The 16630-nt window shown below is 72.3% G+C and carries 13 protein-coding genes and 1 pseudogene; 10 read left to right on the forward strand and 4 right to left on the reverse strand.

Annotated features, from left to right (window positions below):
* Position 1: 1 nt before the first annotated feature.
* Positions 2 to 979 (forward strand): ABC transporter ATP-binding protein, encoded by a 978-nt coding sequence (locus D6270_RS22645; RefSeq protein ID WP_109163773.1) that lies wholly within the window; start codon positions 2 to 4, stop codon positions 977 to 979.
* Positions 969 to 2258 (forward strand): ABC transporter ATP-binding protein, encoded by a 1290-nt coding sequence (locus D6270_RS22650; RefSeq protein WP_109163772.1) that lies wholly within the window; start codon positions 969 to 971, stop codon positions 2256 to 2258. Before D6270_RS22645 ends, D6270_RS22650 begins: the two co-directional genes overlap by 11 nt.
* Positions 2259 to 2289: 31 nt before the next feature.
* On the opposite strand, the gene D6270_RS33300 is transcribed toward D6270_RS22650, so the two are convergent.
* Together D6270_RS33300 and D6270_RS22660 are read right to left on the reverse strand one after the other, a co-directional pair.
* A complete protein-coding gene (locus tag D6270_RS33300) occupies positions 2290 to 2520 on the reverse strand; it encodes a hypothetical protein (RefSeq protein WP_225976928.1) in 231 nt (76 codons plus the stop codon).
* Positions 2521 to 3010: 490 nt separating this feature from the next.
* The gene (locus D6270_RS22660) at positions 3011 to 5137 is read right to left on the reverse strand and encodes a S9 family peptidase (RefSeq protein WP_109163770.1); all 2127 of its coding nucleotides are present in this window, start codon (positions 5135 to 5137) and stop codon (positions 3011 to 3013) included.
* A gap of 174 nt (positions 5138 to 5311) precedes the next feature.
* Here D6270_RS22660 and D6270_RS22665 point away from each other — a divergent pair, with 174 nt between their 5' ends.
* The 4 genes from D6270_RS22665 (at position 5312) to D6270_RS22685 (ending at position 9564) form a co-directional block, all read left to right on the forward strand.
* A complete protein-coding gene (locus D6270_RS22665; protein WP_109163769.1) occupies positions 5312 to 5506 on the forward strand; it encodes a hypothetical protein in 195 nt (64 codons plus the stop codon).
* 119 nt (positions 5507 to 5625) lie between these two features.
* A complete protein-coding gene (gene mshB / locus D6270_RS22670; RefSeq protein ID WP_109163768.1) occupies positions 5626 to 6666 on the forward strand; it encodes an N-acetyl-1-D-myo-inositol-2-amino-2-deoxy-alpha-D-glucopyranoside deacetylase in 1041 nt (346 codons plus the stop codon).
* On the forward strand, positions 6663 to 7202 hold the full coding sequence (locus tag D6270_RS22675) for a DUF6113 family protein (RefSeq protein ID WP_109163767.1): 540 nt from the start codon (positions 6663 to 6665) through the stop codon (positions 7200 to 7202). The genes mshB and D6270_RS22675 overlap by 4 nt, the downstream gene beginning before the upstream one ends.
* Positions 7203 to 7377: 175 nt before the next feature.
* Entirely contained in the window at positions 7378 to 9564 is a 2187-nt protein-coding gene (locus D6270_RS22685; RefSeq protein ID WP_204117069.1) for a peptidoglycan binding domain-containing protein, read from the forward strand.
* A gap of 165 nt (positions 9565 to 9729) precedes the next feature.
* On the opposite strand, the gene D6270_RS22690 is transcribed toward D6270_RS22685, so the two are convergent.
* Entirely contained in the window at positions 9730 to 11526 is a 1797-nt protein-coding gene (locus tag D6270_RS22690; protein ID WP_109163766.1) for a pectate lyase-like domain-containing protein, read from the reverse strand.
* A 321-nt stretch (positions 11527 to 11847) separates the two neighbouring features.
* Here D6270_RS22690 and D6270_RS22695 point away from each other — a divergent pair, with 321 nt between their 5' ends.
* Positions 11848 to 12375 carry a DUF4265 domain-containing protein gene (locus tag D6270_RS22695; RefSeq protein WP_109163765.1) on the forward strand — a complete coding sequence of 176 codons (528 nt, stop codon included), beginning with the start codon at positions 11848 to 11850 and terminating at the stop codon, positions 12373 to 12375.
* A 62-nt stretch (positions 12376 to 12437) separates the two neighbouring features.
* On the opposite strand, the gene D6270_RS22700 is transcribed toward D6270_RS22695, so the two are convergent.
* Complete coding sequence (locus D6270_RS22700) at positions 12438 to 13007, reverse strand: sugar O-acetyltransferase (RefSeq protein WP_109167302.1); 570 nt, start codon at positions 13005 to 13007, stop codon at positions 12438 to 12440.
* Positions 13008 to 13175: 168 nt separating this feature from the next.
* Between D6270_RS22700 and D6270_RS22705 the strand changes: the two are divergent.
* The 3 genes and pseudogenes from D6270_RS22705 to D6270_RS22715 all read left to right on the forward strand — a co-directional run.
* Positions 13176 to 13421, forward strand: a pseudogene (locus D6270_RS22705) (ArsR/SmtB family transcription factor); the annotation flags it as partial.
* A 209-nt stretch (positions 13422 to 13630) separates the two neighbouring features.
* A complete protein-coding gene (gene lanKC, locus D6270_RS22710) occupies positions 13631 to 16246 on the forward strand; it encodes a class III lanthionine synthetase LanKC (RefSeq protein ID WP_109163764.1) in 2616 nt (871 codons plus the stop codon).
* A 69-nt stretch (positions 16247 to 16315) separates the two neighbouring features.
* Entirely contained in the window at positions 16316 to 16447 is a 132-nt protein-coding gene (locus D6270_RS22715) for a SapB/AmfS family lanthipeptide (RefSeq protein ID WP_093692443.1), read from the forward strand.
* Positions 16448 to 16630: the final 183 nt, after the last annotated feature.

A 16630-nucleotide genomic window follows, 5' to 3' on the forward strand; every position in this document is an offset into this window, starting at 1 on the left:
CATGTTGCTCGAAGTGCGCGATCTGCACGTGGAGTTCCACACCCGCGAGGGCGTGGCCAAGGCCGTCAACGGGGTCAACTACTCGGTGGCCGAGGGCGAGACGCTCGCCGTCCTCGGGGAGTCCGGCTCCGGCAAGTCCGTCACCGCCCAGGCCGTCATGGGCATCCTCGACATGCCGCCCGGGAAGATCACCGGCGGCGAGATCCTCTTCAAGGGCCAGGACCTGCTGAAGCTCAAGGGGGAGGAGCGGCGCAAGATCCGCGGCCAGGAGATGGCCATGATCTTCCAGGACGCGCTCTCCTCGCTGAACCCGGTCCTCACCGTGGGCGAGCAGCTCGGCGAGATGTTCGTCGTCCACCGGGGCATGTCCCGCAAGGACGCGCGGGCCAAGGCCGTGGAGCTGATGGACCGGGTGCGCATCCCGGCGGCGAAGGAGCGGGTCGGGCAGTATCCCCACCAGTTCTCCGGCGGGATGCGCCAGCGCATCATGATCGCGATGGCGCTGGCCCTGGAGCCGTCCCTGATCATCGCGGACGAGCCGACCACCGCCCTGGACGTCACCGTCCAGGCCCAGGTCATGGACCTGCTCGCGGAGCTCCAGCGCGAGCTGAACATGGGCCTCATCCTGATCACCCACGACCTCGGCGTGGTCGCCGACGTGGCCGACAAGATCGCGGTGATGTACGCGGGGCGGATCGTGGAGACCGCCCCCGTCCACGAGATCTACAAGGCGCCCGCCCACCCGTACACCAAGGGCCTCCTCCGGTCGATCCCGCGCCTGGACCAGAAGGGCCAGGAGCTGTACGCGATCAAGGGCCTGCCGCCCAACCTGCTGCACATCCCGCCCGGCTGCGCGTTCAACCCGCGCTGCCCGATGGCCCAGGACGTGTGCCGCAGCGAGGTGCCGCCGCTCTACGAGGTGGACGAACAGCGCCGCAGCGCCTGCCACTTCTGGAAGGAGACTCTCGATGCACGCTGACCGTGAGGGGAGCGGAGGGGGCGCGGCGGCCGGTTCGACCCTGCTCTCCAAGGCGGGGGAGGGCACGCGGCCGTACGTCGAGGGCGAGCCGATCCTCGAAGTGCGGGAGCTGGCCAAGCACTACCCGCTGACCCAGGGCATCCTCTTCAAGAAGCAGGTCGGCGCGGTCCGGGCCGTGGACGGCGTCGACTTCGACCTCCACGCGGGCGAGACGCTCGGCATCGTGGGGGAGTCCGGCTGCGGCAAGTCCACCGTCGCGCGCATGCTGGTCCACCTGGAGAAGCCCACCGCCGGGGCCATCCGCTACAAGGGCGAGGACATCTCCAAGCTCTCCGGCCGGGCGCTGAAGGCGGTGCGCCGCAACATCCAGATGGTCTTCCAGGACCCGTACACCTCGCTGAACCCGCGCATGACGGTCGGCGACATCATCGGGGAGCCGTACGAGATCCACCCCGAGGTCGCCCCCAAGGGCAGCCGCCGGCAGCGGGTCCAGGATCTGCTGGACGTCGTCGGGCTCAACCCGGAGTACATCAACCGCTATCCGCACCAGTTCTCCGGCGGCCAGCGCCAGCGCATCGGCATCGCCCGCGGCCTCGCGCTCAACCCGGAGATCATCGTCGCGGACGAACCGGTCTCGGCCCTCGACGTCTCCGTCCAGGCCCAGGTCGTCAACCTGCTGGACCGGCTCCAGGCGGAGTTCAGCCTCAGCTTCGTCTTCATCGCGCACGACCTCTCCATCGTGCGGCACATCTCGGACCGGGTCGGCGTGATGTACCTCGGCCGGATCGTGGAGATCGGCTCCGACGCGGAGATCTACGACCACCCCACCCACCCGTACACCCAGGCGCTGCTCTCCGCCGTCCCGGTCCCCGACCCGGAGGCCCGCGCGTACCGGGAGCGGATCATCCTGCACGGCGATGTGCCCTCACCCGCCAACGTCCCGTCGGGGTGCCGCTTCCGCACCCGCTGCTGGAAGGCGCAGGAGCGGTGCGAGCTGGAGGTGCCGCTGCTGGCGGTCCCGGCGGAGTTCCGGCTGGTGGACACCCCGGCCCGGCACGACTCGGCGTGCCACTTCGCGGAGGAGAAGCAGGTGGTGCCGCAGGAGGGGGAGCTGGCGGCGCCGGGGCGGTCGGCGGGCCGTTCACCGGGGCCGGATGTGGAGGCCCCGGGGACGACGACGCGCGGGCGGCCGGTGGAGGACGTGGGCGAGGTCGGGGAGGGGCTGGACGGGCCCGGGAAGGATCCGGGCGGGCCGGAGGGGCCGGTGGCGGAGGGCTGAACTCCGGCCCGCGTGCGTCACGGGGACGGGGTCAGCCCGTGGTTCCGCAGGGCTCCCCGGCCTTGATGTCCTGCACGGCCGGGCCGAGGGCGGAGAGGACGGCCGAGGCGTCGGTGGTCTCGTTGCGGAGCCGGACCTGGACGCCGGGCTCACGGCCGTGGGTCGAGAACATCTTGGCGGTCCGGTCGTCGGCGGGCGGCTGGGCGACCCAGTCGACACCGCCCTCGTCGAGGCAGTCGCCGCCGGTCTCCGGTGCGGGCATCCCGCAGTAGACGATGACGTCGCCGTCCCCCAGGCGGCGGCACCGGTCACGTCCGATCTCTCCAGCGCGTACCCGCCCAGCTTGGCGGGGAGCCGGCCGGTGAGCGTGGCGCAGGCCGGACTGCCCGAGAAGGGCGGCTCGGTCAGGTTGTAGCCGCTCCCGCCGCAGCCGGCGAGGAAGGCCGTACAGGCGGTCAGGGCGGCGGCGAGGCGCAGCGGCCCATGGATGGTCCTGGTCAAGGTGTTCCCCCGTGCGGACGGTGTGATGATCAGTGCAGAAACCTACCGCCCGACACCACCCGCTCCCTTCCGCGCCGCCGCCGCATCCGTTAACAGCCAGGCAACTTGACCGTCGTCACACCGATATACGGACGCCTCATGCTGGGCAACGTACGGCCGTGCGGGTGCCGTGGACCGGCCGGAGCGTCGTCTTGTCGCTCCGGCCGGTTGGCCGCGTTCCGGCCCCGCCCCGGCCCTGACCCGCCGGTGGGCTAGGCGCCGGTCAGCCCCAGCGACCTCTTGAGGAAGTCCACCTGGAGCAGCAGCAGGTTCTCCGCGACCTGCTCCTGGGGCGTCATGTGCGTCACCCCGCTCAGCGGCAGCACCTCGTGCGGCCGCCCGGCCGCCAGCAGCGCCGAGGAGAGCCGCAGGGCGTGCGCGACCACCACGTTGTCGTCCGCGAGCCCGTGGACGATCATCATCGGCCGCACCTGCTCGGCCGCGTGCGAGAGCCCGTCCTCGGTCATCAGGGCGTTGTACGCGTACACCTCGGGCTGCGCGGCCGGATCGCCGAGATAGCGCTCGGTGTAGTGCGTGTCGTAGAGCCGCCAGTCCGTCACCGGGGCGCCCACCACCGCCGCGTGGAAGACGTCGGGGCGCCGCAGCACCGCGAGACCGGAGAGGTAACCCCCGTACGACCAGCCCCGGATGGCCACCCGGTCCAGATCCAGCGGGAACTCCCCGGCCAGTGCGTGCAGGGCCTCGATCTGGTCGTCCAGGGTGAGGACGAAGTCGTCCCGTACGGCCTTCTCCCAGGCGGGCGAGCGGCCCGGCGCGCCACGCCCGTCCGCCACGACCACCGCGAACCCCTGGTCCGCGAACCACTGCGAGGTGAGGTGCGCGTTGTGGGCGGCGACCACCCGGCGGCCGTGCGGTCCACCGTACGGATCCATCAGTACCGGAAGCGGACCGTCCGACTCCTGGTAGTCCGACGGAAGCAGCACGGCGCACGGAATCCGCCGTGCGCCCCCCTCGGTGAGCGTGACCCGTGCCGCGAGCACCGGCTCCTGGGCGTGGCTCGCGATCCGGACCAGCCGCTTGCCGTCCCGGAGGACCCAGGCGGCCGATCCGGGCTCGTCCGGAGTGGCCGAGACGAGTACGGTCAAGTCGCCCGAACGGACGGCGGAGTGCACACCCACCCCTTCGGAAATCCTCTCGATTCCCAGCTCGTTGACCCGGTACACATGGCTCTCGCCGGTCTCCGGTGCCGCCGCCTCCTCGCCCGCGACGGCGGAGACGAGAATGTCCGACTCCCCGATGTCCAGCACCGCCTGGATGTGCAACTGCGATCCGGTCAGCGGCCGGTCGCCGACGGCCAGCACCCGCGCACCGCCCTCGTCCGCGATCCGTACGAGCCGCCCGTCCGGCGCCCACGCGGGCACCCCGCCGAACAGATCCAGCCACACCGGGTCCTCGTCGACATGGACGATCCGGGTCTCACCCGACTCCGGGTCCACCGCCAGATACCGCTGGCTGCGCTGGTCACGGGCCTGCACGAGGAGCAGCGGAGCACCGGCTGCGGACCAGTGCACCTGGGCCAGGTACGGGAACGCCGCCCGGTCCCAGACCACTTCCGTACGGGCCCCCTCCAGGTCCATCACGTAGAGCCGCACCTCGGCGTTGGGCGTCCCCGCCGCCGGATAGGCCACCTCGGCCGGCCTGCGCTCCGGGTGCGCGGGATCGGCGATGAACCATCGCTGTACGGGGCTGTCGTCGGCCCGCGCCACCAGCAGCCGGTCCGAGTCGGGCGACCACCAGAAGCCCCGGAAGCGGTGCATCTCCTCGGCGGCGACGAACTCGGCCAGGCCGTAGGTGACATGGGCGTCCTCCGGCTCCGCCAGCGCCCTGTCCTCCTCGCCCTCGGCGCCCACGACCCGCAGCGCCCCCTTGGAGACGTACGCGATGAGGCGCCCGTCGGGGGAGGGGCGTGGGTCGATGACCGGGCCCGGCACCGGCAGCGCCCGCGCCGTGCCGGCCCGCAGCTCGGCCACGTACACCTTCCCGGACAGCGCGAACGCGGCCAGCTCGGCCGCCGCGTCCACCGCGTAGGAGACGATTCCGGCCGATCCCTCACGGGTCCGCTCGCGCCGGGCCCGCTCCTGCGGCGACAGCCGCTCCGCCGAACCCCCCAGCAGCGCCTCGGGATCGGCGACGAGCCGCTCCTCGCCGGAGGCCGGGTCGAGGACCCAGAGCCGGTTGGTGCGGTCGGTGCCCGAGGTGGAGCGCAGAAAGATCACTCGCGTCTCATCCGGTGAGACGGTGAAGGCGCGCGGTGCGCCGAGAGTGAACCGCTGGGTCCGTGCGTGCTGGCGGGGAAAGGACAGCTTCGGTGAGGTCATGGCCCCGAACTTAGCCTCGCGCAGCGGTCCGTGCGCCCCTCGTGCTGCTGTGCCCCGATCAATGCGTTGGCACGGATAGTTATGATCCGTAGCGCTCGGTGGGTAAGAACCCGTCGGCTCCATGTATCCCCGTGTCTTCGTCCCGACCGACCGTACTGATGGAGGTGAACCGCCGTGGCGCTCTCGATTTCGGCGGTGGTGCTGCTGGCGATCATCGTCTTCCTGCTGATCCGGAAATCCGGACTGAAGGGCGGACATGCGGTGGTCTGCGTGCTGCTGGGGTTCTACATCGCCAGTTCGTCCGTGGCCCCGACCATCTCGGACCTGACGTCCAACGTGGCGGGGATGATCGGAAGCATCAAGTTCTGACCGCGTGCCTACGCCTTCCGACCGCGTGTACCCGGTTTCCGGCCGGGTACGCCCACGGCTGACGTGGTCTGCGGGGAGCGGGGAGCACCGGGGGCCGCCGGGCTCGTAGGGTGGTCCCCATGAAGGACCTCCCCGCCCGCCGTCTGCTGCTGGTGCACGCGCACCCGGACGACGAGTCGATCAACAACGGCGCCACCATGGCCAGGTATGCGGCCGAGGGCGCCCACGTCACCCTGGTGACCTGCACGCTGGGCGAGGAGGGCGAGGTCATCCCGCCCGCCCTCGCCCACCTCGCCGCAGACCGCGACGACGTCCTCGGCCCCCACCGCGTGGGCGAGCTGGCGGCGGCGATGAAGGAGCTCGGCGTCACCGACCACCGCTTCCTCGGCGGCGCGGGCCGATTCCGGGACTCCGGGATGATGGGCACCGAGCAGAACGAGCGCCCCGGCGCCTTCTGGGCCGCCCCGCTGGACGAGGCGGCCGCCCCCCTCGTGGAGGTGATACGCGAGGTCCGCCCCCAGGTCCTGATCACCTACGACCCCGACGGCGGCTACGGCCACCCCGACCACATCCAGGCCCACCGCGTCGCGGTGCGCGCCGCCGACCTGGCCGCCGACCCGGCGTACGGCACCGGCGCCCCGCACACCATCGCCAAGGTCTACTGGAACCGCGCGGAGCGGGCCGTGGTGGAGGCCGCCTTCGACCGCCTCCGCACGACGGCGCCGGACGCCTTCCCGGGCATCGCGGCGGTGGACGACGTCCCCGGTGTGGTCGACGGGGACGAGATCACGGCGGAGATCGACGGGACGGCGTACGCCGGGGCGAAGGCGGCGGCGATGCGCGCCCACGCCACGCAGATCGCGGTGGACGGCGAGGGCTCCTTCTTCGCCCTCTCCAACGACCTGGGCCAGCCGCTGCTGACGACGGAGTGCTACCAGCTGGTGCGGGGCGTGCCCGGGGCCGGCGGGGGAGCGCGGGAGGACGACCTGTTCGCGGGGGTGGCTGCCGGGACGGGTGCCGATACGGGTGCCGGGACCGTTTCCGCACGGGGTGTGGCTTCCGGTTCCGCTTCGGCTGCCGGAGCGGGTTCCGCTTCCGTGACCGGCGCGGGTTCCGCTTCGGCCGCCCGGCCGGATTCCGTACCGGGGGCGGGCGCATGAGCGGGAACGCGGGCAAGGGCCGTGACCGAGCAGGCGCGGCGCGCACCGGTGCCTCGCGCGCCGACGGAGCCCGTACCGCCGCGGCGCGTTCCGGCGCCCCCAGCAGCAACGCCCCACGGACCAACGCGCCCCCCAGGGTGCCCGAACCCACCGGCTTCACCGCCCGGCCGAACCCGGCCCGGATCGCTGCCTACTTCGGGCTCGCGGTGCTCGGCGCCCTCGTCGCGCTCGCCGGGACGCTGGTCCAAGCGGCGTGGTTCCCGGGCGGGTTGATCATCGCGCTGGCGGGATCGGCGGGCCTCTTCTACGGCGGCCGCATCCTGACCGGCACCCAGATCGGCGCACTCGCGCCGGCGGCCGGCTGGTTCGTCACCGTCTTCCTCCTGCTGTCCGGCCGGCCGGAAGGCGACTACGTCTTCGGCGACGAACTCGGCCTGGTGCTCTTCATGCTCGGCGGAACCGCCGTCGCTGTGATGTGCGCCACCACCTCGAAAGTGCCGCAATCAGCCACGCGTAACGGCCGGTCCGGTATCTGAAGTGCTAAGTCCGCGCCCGGAATGCCCCCCACAGGTGTGATGCCGACGTGGAGGTTTCCCCCGGTCGCGGAGTGTCCTACGGCGGCGGCCAGTATGGTGGTGCGCGCGCCGAGCCGTCCCCTGGCCTGCGGCATGGGGGAAGTACGGGCGGCGGAGCCAATCGGGAGAACCTGCTTTGAGTCGTGAAACTGACAGTTCGTCCTCCGGGCCCCAGGGGCGCGGTGGAGCCGCGTACCCGTCGGGTACGCCGCCGTACGGATCCCGCCAGTATTCGTCGCCGGCCGGCTCGGACGAGACCCCGGAATCCGTCGATCCGCCCCGGCCCGAAGAGCCGAAGACCGAGACGACGCTGACGACGCGCATCCGGATCAACATCCCCGGGTCGCGTCCCATCCCGCCGGTCGTGATGCGTACGCCGATGGCCGAGAGCGACATCGCCGCCGGCCGTGCCGAAGCGGAGCGCACCGGCAGCGCTCCGCGCCCCGGCACGCCGCCGTCCGCGCCTTCGGGCCTGACGGGCGGCGCGTCGGGCGGAACCGGCACGTCCGGTGGCCCGTCCGCACACCCCCGGGACGGTGGCCCCACCGATCCGTCCGCTGCCGCCGACGAGCCGGCCAAGGCGAAGAGCGGGAGCGACTGGTTCGCCCCGCGCAAGAACCCGGCCCCGGGATCCGCACCGGCTTCCGGTACGGGCGGTGCGCCTGGTTCCGGTGGTGCGCCCGGGACGGGTTCCGGCGGCACGGGGCCTCTCGGCGCGGGAGCGGGCGTCGGTCCGGGCCCCGGCGGCGGTCCCGACGACGGCGGCCGCTCGCGCCCCGACCTGCCGTACTTCTCGGACGCCGCTCCGCACCCGGGCGGCGGCCCGGGCCCGTCCGGCTCCGGCCTCCCCGCCCCCGGTATGCCCGGCTCCGGCAGCGCTCTGGACGGCTACAGCACGGAGCCCCCCGGCGCGGGCCCGCGCTCCACACCCGACCTCGGAGTCCGTACGCCGGGTTCGCCCGGCCCGTCCGGCCCCACCACCGGCCCCGTCACCGGCACCTCGTCGCTGACCCCCAACCTCGACGGCGTCCCGGGCCTCGGCGGCCCCGGCCCGATGGTCCCGGGCACCCCCGGCGGCGTACCGCCCAGGCTCTCCGACGACACCGCGATCCTGACGCCGCAGTCCCCGGGGCCCGACGCCGACTTCGGCCCCGGCGGCCATGTCTCGGGCGACACGCTGACGAGCGGCATCCCCGTGGTGCCCAGCGAGCCCCGGACGTCGTTCCCGGGCAGGCCGGACACCGGTGGCACCGGTGGCCCGTTCGCGGGAGGCCAGGGTGGCCCGTTCCCGGGAGGTCCCGGCGGCCCGGGCACGGCATCCCCCTCGGCCACCCCCGCCGCGCGCCCCGCACCGACACCCTCCGTCCCCGCGAAGAAGGGCCGCTCCAAGCTGGTCCTCCTCGCCGTGGCGGCGGTCGTGCTGCTCGGCATCGCCTACGGCGCCGGCCTCCTGCTGAACCACTCCGAGGTGCCCAAGGGCACCACGGTGCTCGGCGTGGACATCGGCGGCGGCACGAAGGAGGAGGCGGTCGCCAAGCTGGACGCCGCGCTCGGCGAGCGGTCCCAGGCGCCGCTGACGCTGTCCGTGGACGGCCAGGAGCAGAAGCTGGACCCGGAGAAGGCCGGTCTCACCCTGGACAGCCAGGAGACCGTGCGCGGCGCCGCGGGCAGCGACTACAACCCGGTCTCGGTGATCGGCTCGCTGTTCGGCGGGGCGCGCACCGCGGACCCGGTGATCCCGGTCGACGAGGAGAAGCTGGGCGTCGCACTGAACGACCTGGCGGGCACCGCGGGTTCGTCCCAGGACGGCACGATCCGCTTCGAGCCGAACAAGGCGGTCGCGGTACCGGGCAAGCCCGGAAAGACGCTGGACGTCGGCCAGTCGCTGGTCTCGGTCCGCGACGCCTACCGCGCCCAGGTGCAGACCGGTCAGGCCAAGGTGGTCGAACTGCCCGTCGCCACCAGGGAGCCCACCATCACCCAGGCCGAACTGACCCGGGCGATGAAGGAGTTCGCCGAGCCCGCGATGTCGGACCTGATCACCATCAAGGCGGGCCCGAAGCAGATCCAGTTCGGCCCGGCACGTTCGCTGCCGCAGATCCTCTCCATGAAGGCCGTGGACGGCCGCCTGGTCGACGTCTACGACAAGAAGGCGATCGAGACCCTGCTGGACGGCGTCTTCGACGGCATCACGGCCGTCAAGGCCGACGGCCAGCAGCACCCGGTCGGCGCGGACGACGTCGCCCAGGCGATGAAGACGGCCCTGGCGGGCAAGACCCCGGCAGAGCGCACGGTCACCATCAACCTGACCGGCGAGGGCTGATCCTCCCGCCGTACGCCCAGCCCGCAGCCCCCGCCCGGACACCTCGGGCGGGGGCCGCGGCCGTTCGGACCTGGGGGCACGGAGAAGGCAGCGGAGCGGGGCCCGGCGCTCATCAGCAGCCGGGCCCCGCTCCCGTACAGCTCCCGTAGTCAGTCGTATCAAGCGCTACGGGAAGGACACCACCTGCGAGGGGATCGTGTCCGTTCCGGACGTGGGGGACCCGACCTCGTTGATCACATGCTCGTACTGTCCCTGGCCGCCCAGCGAGACCACGATCAGGCTGTGGAACTTCACCCCGGGCTTCACCGGGGCCTTGAAGCCGTGGCCCTGGACGATGGTCGGGTCGACGTTGTAGAAGCAGTAGCTGCCCATGCCCCAGCCCTCGTGCTCCTCGACCGAGTCGTCGACCCGGTAGGCCGCGTAGCCCTTGGTGTCGCCGTTCTGGATCGCCTCCTGGTTGGGGGCGTCGTACGCCTTCTCGTTCTGGAAGAAGATCGTCCGGCCGCGCTCGCCGTACCACTCGACGTCGTACTTGTTGAAGTGTTCGACGAACAGACCGGTCGCCAGGACGTCGTCACCGTTGACCCGGACCCCGTAGTCGGCCCGGTTGGTCTCCCAGCCCCAGCCCTCGCCATGGTCCGCGCGCCACACCCAGGTGTGGTCGATGATCGTGTCGTCGCTGTTGACGACGATGCTGGTGGTCGCCTTGCCGGGGCCCGCTCCGCCGATCCGTACGAACACGTCCTGGAGCGATGTCGGGTTGGCCGCGTGGTCGGCCGAGGCGTTCTCCGGGCCGACCTCGATCAGCGTCTCGGAGTTCACCGGGCCCGCGTCGACCAGGAGGCCCGCGAGCTTGACGCCGTCCACGTCACCGACCTTGATCGCGGTCACCCCGTTGTCCGGGATGATCGTCGCGAGGCCCAGACCGAGGGCCACCGTGTCCGGGCGGTTGATCGTGATCGGCTCGTCGATGTGGTAGACGCCGGGGGTGAACAGGAGGTGCAGGCCCTGCTCCACGGCGGCGTTGATGGTGGCGGCGTCCGCCCCCTCCTTCACGACGTAGAACTGGTCCAGCGGGATCGACTCACCCGCCGGTGTGCCGTTGGCCCACGAGACACCCCGCGCGTTCTCCCGCTTCTGGGGGACGAAGACCTTGTAGTCGTCCCCGTCGAGGTAGAGGAAGGGCTTCTCGCGGGAGATGGGGGTCGTCTGGAGCGTGGTGTAGGGCGGCTCCGGGAAGCTGTTGGCCGGCGCGCCCTCGACGCCCGAGAACGTCATGTTCCAGACGCCGTTGCCCCAGCCGCCGACCGAGCTGTCGCGGGTGTACCACTGCTGCTGGGAGTACGGCCCGACCTGGCCGTCGATCTTGCTGTCGGCGATGTAGCCGCCGCTGGCCCAGCCGTACCCGTCGGGCGCCAGGTTCAGCCCGCCCTTGACATGCATCCGGCGGAACGGCGCGGCCTGGGAGACCGCCCAGCGGTTGGTGCCGTTGACCGGGTTCAGCGTCAGGTTCTCCGCCGAGCGCCAGAAGTTCTGCGTGGCGTTCCCGTCGAACCAGCCCGCGTCGACCGTCACATCGCCGTTGAAGGTGGTGTCGTTCGGGTTGAGCCCGAGGCCCGCGATCGAGGTGTAGAACCCGATCTGCGCGTTGATGTTGTCGTACGTGCCCGGCTTGAACAGCAGCGCGTAGCGGTCGAGGCCGAACTGCGCGGACTCCTGCTTCTTGAAGATCTCGTCGACCTTGCCCTGGATGTCGGGCGTGGAGGGGTCGAAGACATGGACGTTCGGCCCGAGGTCACCGCCGCCGGGGACGGCCTGGACCTGCTGGGACTCTTCGCCGAACGCTGTCTGGGCGGTGGGGACGGCCATGAGCAGCGATACGGCGAGCGCGGCGAACCCGAGGGCCTTGGACCTGCGGTGCCTGCGCGGTGCGGAGCGTGGTGCGGTGGGGGGAACATGCATGAAGGTACGTCTCCTGGGTCGTGGTACGCGTGCACGACGGACGGGCGGGAGAGCGCCTGAGGGGGGAATGCGAGAGAGCGCTCTCTCGTTACGGTGATGTTTCCCCGATGGGCCTGTACGCGTCAAGAGGTGTGCGGGATGTGTCTCGTGGGAGAGTCCGGATTCGCAACAACTGACGTCAGGGGTAAGTCGATTGGTCGACTTCGTAGACAGTTGGGGTGCTCGTTGACTTCATGAACTGGTGTTCCGCGTGCCCGCCGCGGCCCCCGGCGGCACGAGGCCGGACGAGCGGGAGCCCGGCACAGGGGGGACCATGGGGCCATGAGCTCGCCCGACGCCGGTCCGCCGCGCCCGCCCCGCGACGGGCACCCGGCCCAGGACGTCGGCCGACGGATCAAGGTCTGGTTCCGCTTCGTGCCGCGTGAGGGCCGGCTGCCGTACGACACCGAGGGGCTGTGGGCGACCCGGCTGAGCGCCGACACCGCCCGCCTCGACAACGTGCCCTTCCTCCAGGACGGGGTCGCCGAGGGCGAGACCGTACGGTTCACGACCGACGCGGACGGGGTGCACTGGGCCACCGGGCGGGCGGCGGACTCGGGCAACTGCACCGTACGGGTGCTGCCCGTGCCGGACGGTCCGCTCGGCCGGGACGCCCGCGCCGTGCACGCGCGGCTCGCCCCGTTCGGGCTGGGCGGCGAGGTGTTCAGCGCGGAGTTCCCACTGGTCGCGTTCACCGTGCCGGGCGGCGCGGACCTCCGGGCGATCAAGGAACTGCTCGTCCGTGGCCAGGACGAGGGGTGGTGGCACTTCGAGGTCTCGTGCGCGACGGAGGCGTGGCGGGCGGCGTAGGGGCGAGGCCGGGGAGGGGCGGGGTCGTGGAGCCGGGTCGGTCCACGACCCCAGGCCCACGGTTACGGAGCCGTCGGGGCCGCCTTCCCCTCCGCCTCCCCGATCTTGCGGATCACCCGGGCCGGATTGCCCACCGCGACCACATTCGCCGGCAGGTCCTTCGTGACCACCGCGCCCGCGCCGACCACCGTGTTCTCCCCGATGCTCACGCCGGGGCAGACGATCGCCCCGCCACCCAGCCACACGTTGTCCCCGATCGTGATCGGCTGCGCGGCCTCCCACTTGGCGCGGCGCGGCTCCGGGTCGATGGGGTGGGTGGGGGTGAGGAGCTGGACGTTGGGGCCCATCTGGACGTCGGCGCCGATCGTGATGCGGGCGACGTCCAGGAAGACCGCCCCGAAGTTGACGAACGTGCGCGGGCCCACGGTGATCTGGTGCCCGTAGTCCACCCGCAGCGGCGGACGGATCTCGGCGCCCTCGCCCAGCTCGCCCAGCAGCTCGGCCAGCGCGGCGCGCCGGGCCTCGGGGTCGCCGGCCGATGTGGCGTTGAAGCGCTCGTTCAGGAGCGCCGAGCGCAGGGCGTCCGCCGCGATCTCCGGGTCGTCGGCGAGGTAGAGCTCGCCCGCGAGCATGGCCTCCCGCTGGCTGCGGCCGGGGGCCTGGTTCTCGGAGCTCTCGGAGCTCTCGGGGGAGTTGAAGGTGTCCTGGCTGGTCACGAGGTCGTCGTCTCCTTCGTTTCCTTCGTACGGGGTGATCCGTCCCCCCGCAGTCTGCCTGTCGGCTCCTCTCCGCGTCCCGCCCGCAGCCCCGTACCGCAGGCACTCGGTGCGCTGATCGGCCCGGCGCGGGCGGGAGTTCCCGTGCTGCCGGCCTCGCCGCTGTCCACCACCCGGCTCACCGCGCTGACCGGGCAGGGGCTGGGCCCCGTCGGCCGTCACCTGCGGGTCCTGCTGGACGCGGGGCTGGTGCGGCGCCGCCGGGACGGGCGGTCCGTGCTCTGTCTCCCTACGTCGGCCGGGGACGGGCTGGTGCGCGCGGCGGGCTGATTCCGTCCCCGGGCGGGGACGGACCGGTGCGCGCCCCAGGCTGAACGCGCCCCGCGTGCGCCCCTGCCCGCAGCAGGGAAAGCACGGTTGCGCGATGCGGTCCGCATGGATCGTGCGCATGTATGAGTCATGACATCGGTGACTATTGGCGATGCTCATCGTTATGACAATTTCTCTCTCGCCAGCAACGACCGAGCGAGGGGAATGTCGTGAATCCGGAGTACGCCGCGTACTGCCAGGCGGACCGCCGCTTCTACGACGCACCCCACCGTTCGCTTGAGGACGGCGCCGAGGAGCGCACGTTCTACGCACCGGTCCGGGGCGCCGCCCCCCAGGGGTGGACCCGCTCCCGGCGCGGCGACTGGCTCTCCTTCAGCCCGGACGGGCTCCGGCTGCCGGCCCAGGGGTGGAAGATCCACATAGCGGCCGCCGCCGACAACGCCGCATCGGTGCTGGAGAGGGTCGCCGGACACTGTCTGGCCCACCGGCTGCCCTTCAAGTGCGTACCGTCGCCCGGCCTGTTGAACCTGCGGAACGCCAAGTACGCGGACCGGGCGGGGAGCGGCAAGTTCATCACGGTCTACCCGCACTCCGAGGACACGTTCCCCGAGGTGTGCGCCGCGCTGATGAAGCTGCTGGAGGGCGAGCACGGCCCGTACATCCTCAGCGATCTGCGGTGCGGGAACGGTCCGGTGCACACCCGGTACGGGGCGTTCGCCGCCCGATTCTGCGCGGGCCCCGACGGGCGGCCCGTGCCCGCCGTCGCCGACCCGCAGGGCCGCCTCGTCCCCGACGACCGGGGCCCGGCCTTCCGGATACCGGCCTGGGTGACCCCGCCGGAGTTCCTGAAGCCGCACCTCGAAGCGCGCGCCGCCACCGGCCTCGGCGATGTGCCGTACACCGTCGAGAAGGCGCTCCACTTCTCCAACGGCGGCGGGGTCTACCTCGGCCGCGACACCCGTACCGGCGAGCAGGTCGTCCTCAAGGAGGCCCGCCCCTACGCCGGGCTCGCCGCCGACGGGGCGGATGCCGTCGCCCGGCTGGAGCGGGAGCGGACCGCGCTGGAGCGGCTGGCGGGACTGGAGTGCGTACCGGCCGTGCACGACGCGTTCGAGGTCGGCGGCCACCACTTCCTCGTGCTGCAGTACATACCGGGCACCACGCTCAACACCGTCTTCGCCCGCCGCTTCCCGCTCGCCCGGCAGAACCCGTCCCCCGAGCTGCTCGCCGAACACGCGGTGTGGGCGGAGGAGTTGTACGGGCAGGTCGAGAGCGCCGTCGAGGCCGTACACGCTCGCGGCATCGTCATCAGCGACCTGCACATGAGCAACGTCATGGTCGACGAGGAGACCTCCCGGATCGTCCTGCTGGACTTCGAGGCAGCTTCCCCGGCCGCCGACCGGCGCCGCCAGATCGTCGCCAACCCGGCCTTCGTGGCCCCGCCCGACCGGCGCGGCACCGAGATCGACCGGTACGCACTCGCCTGTCTGCGGCTTGCCCTGTACCTGCCGCTCACCACCCTCTTCGGCATCGACCGCACGAAGGCCGCCGGTCTCGCCCGGGAGATCGCGCACATCTTCCCGGTGGCGGAGGAGAGCCTGCGCCCGGCGGTCGAGGAGATCCAGCGGGGCACGGAGACACCCTCGCCACTGCCGCCCGCGCCCGGTGACTGGCCCGAGAGCCGCGCCGCGATGGCCCGCGCCATCGCCGCCTCCTGTACGCCCGACCGCGAGGACCGATGTTTCCCGGGCGACATCGCCCAGTTCGCCACCGCGACCGGCGGCCAGTCCTTCGCCTACGGGGCGGCCGGGGTGCTCTTCGCCCTGCACGAGACCGGTGCCCCGCGCTGCGAGCCGGCCGAGGAGTGGCTGGTGCGGCAGGCCAAGGACCCGGCCTCCGGCTCCCCCCTCGGCTTCTACGACGGCCTCACCGGCATCGCCTGGACCCTGAACCGGATCGGCCGCTCCGCCGAGGCCGCCGACCTCACCCGGATCATCCTGGACCAGCCCCTGGAAGGGCTGACACCCGGCCTGCACAGCGGGTACGCCGGTATCGGCCTCGCCCTCGACGACCTGGCCCGCACCGCCTCCGCCACCGAAGCCCCGGCGCTCGCCGCAGCGGCCGGCCGCTGCACCGCTCTCGCCGTACGCGCCCTGGTCGACGGCTCGCCCTCACCCCGCACCGGCCTCCTGCACGGTGCGACCGGGGTCGCCCTGCTGCTGATACGGCGGTACGAGACCACCGGGGACACCGCCCTCCTCGACCTGGCGGCCGCGGCTCTGCGGCGTGACCTGGACCGGTGCCGGGCGGGTGACGACGGCGAACTCCTCGTCGTCGAGGGCAAGCGGCTGATGCCCTACCTCGGAGCGGGCAGCGCCGGAATCGCGGCCGTCATCGACGCCTACCTGGCCCACCGTCCCGACCCGGAGCTGGAGGCCAAGGGCCGCGCCCTGCTCCCGGCCGCGCTCTCCGCCTTCTACATCCAGCCCGGACTGCTGCGCGGCTCGGCCGGACTCCTGATGCACCTGGCGGCCACGCCGCTGTGCGACGGGGAGAACCGGCAGCGGGCGGTCCGCCTCCACACCCGTCTCCTGGCCGGTCACGCGCTCCCGGACGGAGGCGGACTCGCCTTCGCCGGTGAGCAGTTGATGCGGCTGTCGATGGACCTGGCCACCGGGACCGCCGGCTGTCTGCTCGCCCTGGGCAGCGCGCTGGACACCGCGCCGGGCCCGCCCACCACGCTTCCCTTCCTCGCCGCCGCTCCACCGGCGGCCCACCCCGGCCGCGCGAGCGGCCCCACGGACCGGCTCCTTCAGGGGTCGTAGCACCACCACCGCTCAACACCCAGCCGGAGCAACGGGTTCCGGTTACCGTCCCAGAAAGGAAACACCATCATGGCGCTTCTTGACCTTCAGGCGATGGAGACCCCGGCCGAGGAGAACTTCGGCGAGCTCGCCACGGGCAGCCAGGTCTCGCTGCTGGTCTGTGAGTACAGCTCCCTCAGCGTGACCCTCTGCACCCCGTGATGCAGCGCCGCCCGGTCTGCTGGTGACCTCACCGGCGGACCGGGCGGCCCGTCCGCCGGTCCCGAGCGGTTCTTCCGCCCGGGACCGGCGGCGTCCGTACGCCGGCCACTCCCGCGAGCCCCTATGCGCTGCCGTGAGCCGGAAGAGGAGAGGCTCCCGCAAGCCACAAGGGGAGAGGCTGTC

The organism is Streptomyces griseus subsp. griseus (assembly GCF_003610995.1).
Lineage (GTDB): Bacteria > Actinomycetota > Actinomycetes > Streptomycetales > Streptomycetaceae > Streptomyces.

What these genes read in the sequence shown, in the direction of transcription:
- D6270_RS22645 (WP_109163773.1), top strand. Translation starts at nt 2, where the DNA reads ATGTTGCTCGAAGTGCGCGATCTGCACGTGGAGTTCCACACCCGCGAG.
- D6270_RS22650 (WP_109163772.1), top strand. Translation starts at nt 969, where the DNA reads ATGCACGCTGACCGTGAGGGGAGCGGAGGGGGCGCGGCGGCCGGTTCG.
- D6270_RS33300 (WP_225976928.1), bottom strand. Translation starts at nt 2,520, where the DNA reads ATGCCCGCACCGGAGACCGGCGGCGACTGCCTCGACGAGGGCGGTGTC.
- D6270_RS22660 (WP_109163770.1), bottom strand. Translation starts at nt 5,137, where the DNA reads ATGACCTCACCGAAGCTGTCCTTTCCCCGCCAGCACGCACGGACCCAG.
- mshB (WP_109163768.1), top strand. Translation starts at nt 5,626, where the DNA reads ATGAAGGACCTCCCCGCCCGCCGTCTGCTGCTGGTGCACGCGCACCCG.
- D6270_RS22675 (WP_109163767.1), top strand. Translation starts at nt 6,663, where the DNA reads ATGAGCGGGAACGCGGGCAAGGGCCGTGACCGAGCAGGCGCGGCGCGC.
- D6270_RS22690 (WP_109163766.1), bottom strand. Translation starts at nt 11,526, where the DNA reads ATGCATGTTCCCCCCACCGCACCACGCTCCGCACCGCGCAGGCACCGC.
- D6270_RS22695 (WP_109163765.1), top strand. Translation starts at nt 11,848, where the DNA reads ATGAGCTCGCCCGACGCCGGTCCGCCGCGCCCGCCCCGCGACGGGCAC.
- D6270_RS22700 (WP_109167302.1), bottom strand. Translation starts at nt 13,007, where the DNA reads ATGCTCGCGGGCGAGCTCTACCTCGCCGACGACCCGGAGATCGCGGCG.
- D6270_RS22715 (WP_093692443.1), top strand. Translation starts at nt 16,316, where the DNA reads ATGGCGCTTCTTGACCTTCAGGCGATGGAGACCCCGGCCGAGGAGAAC.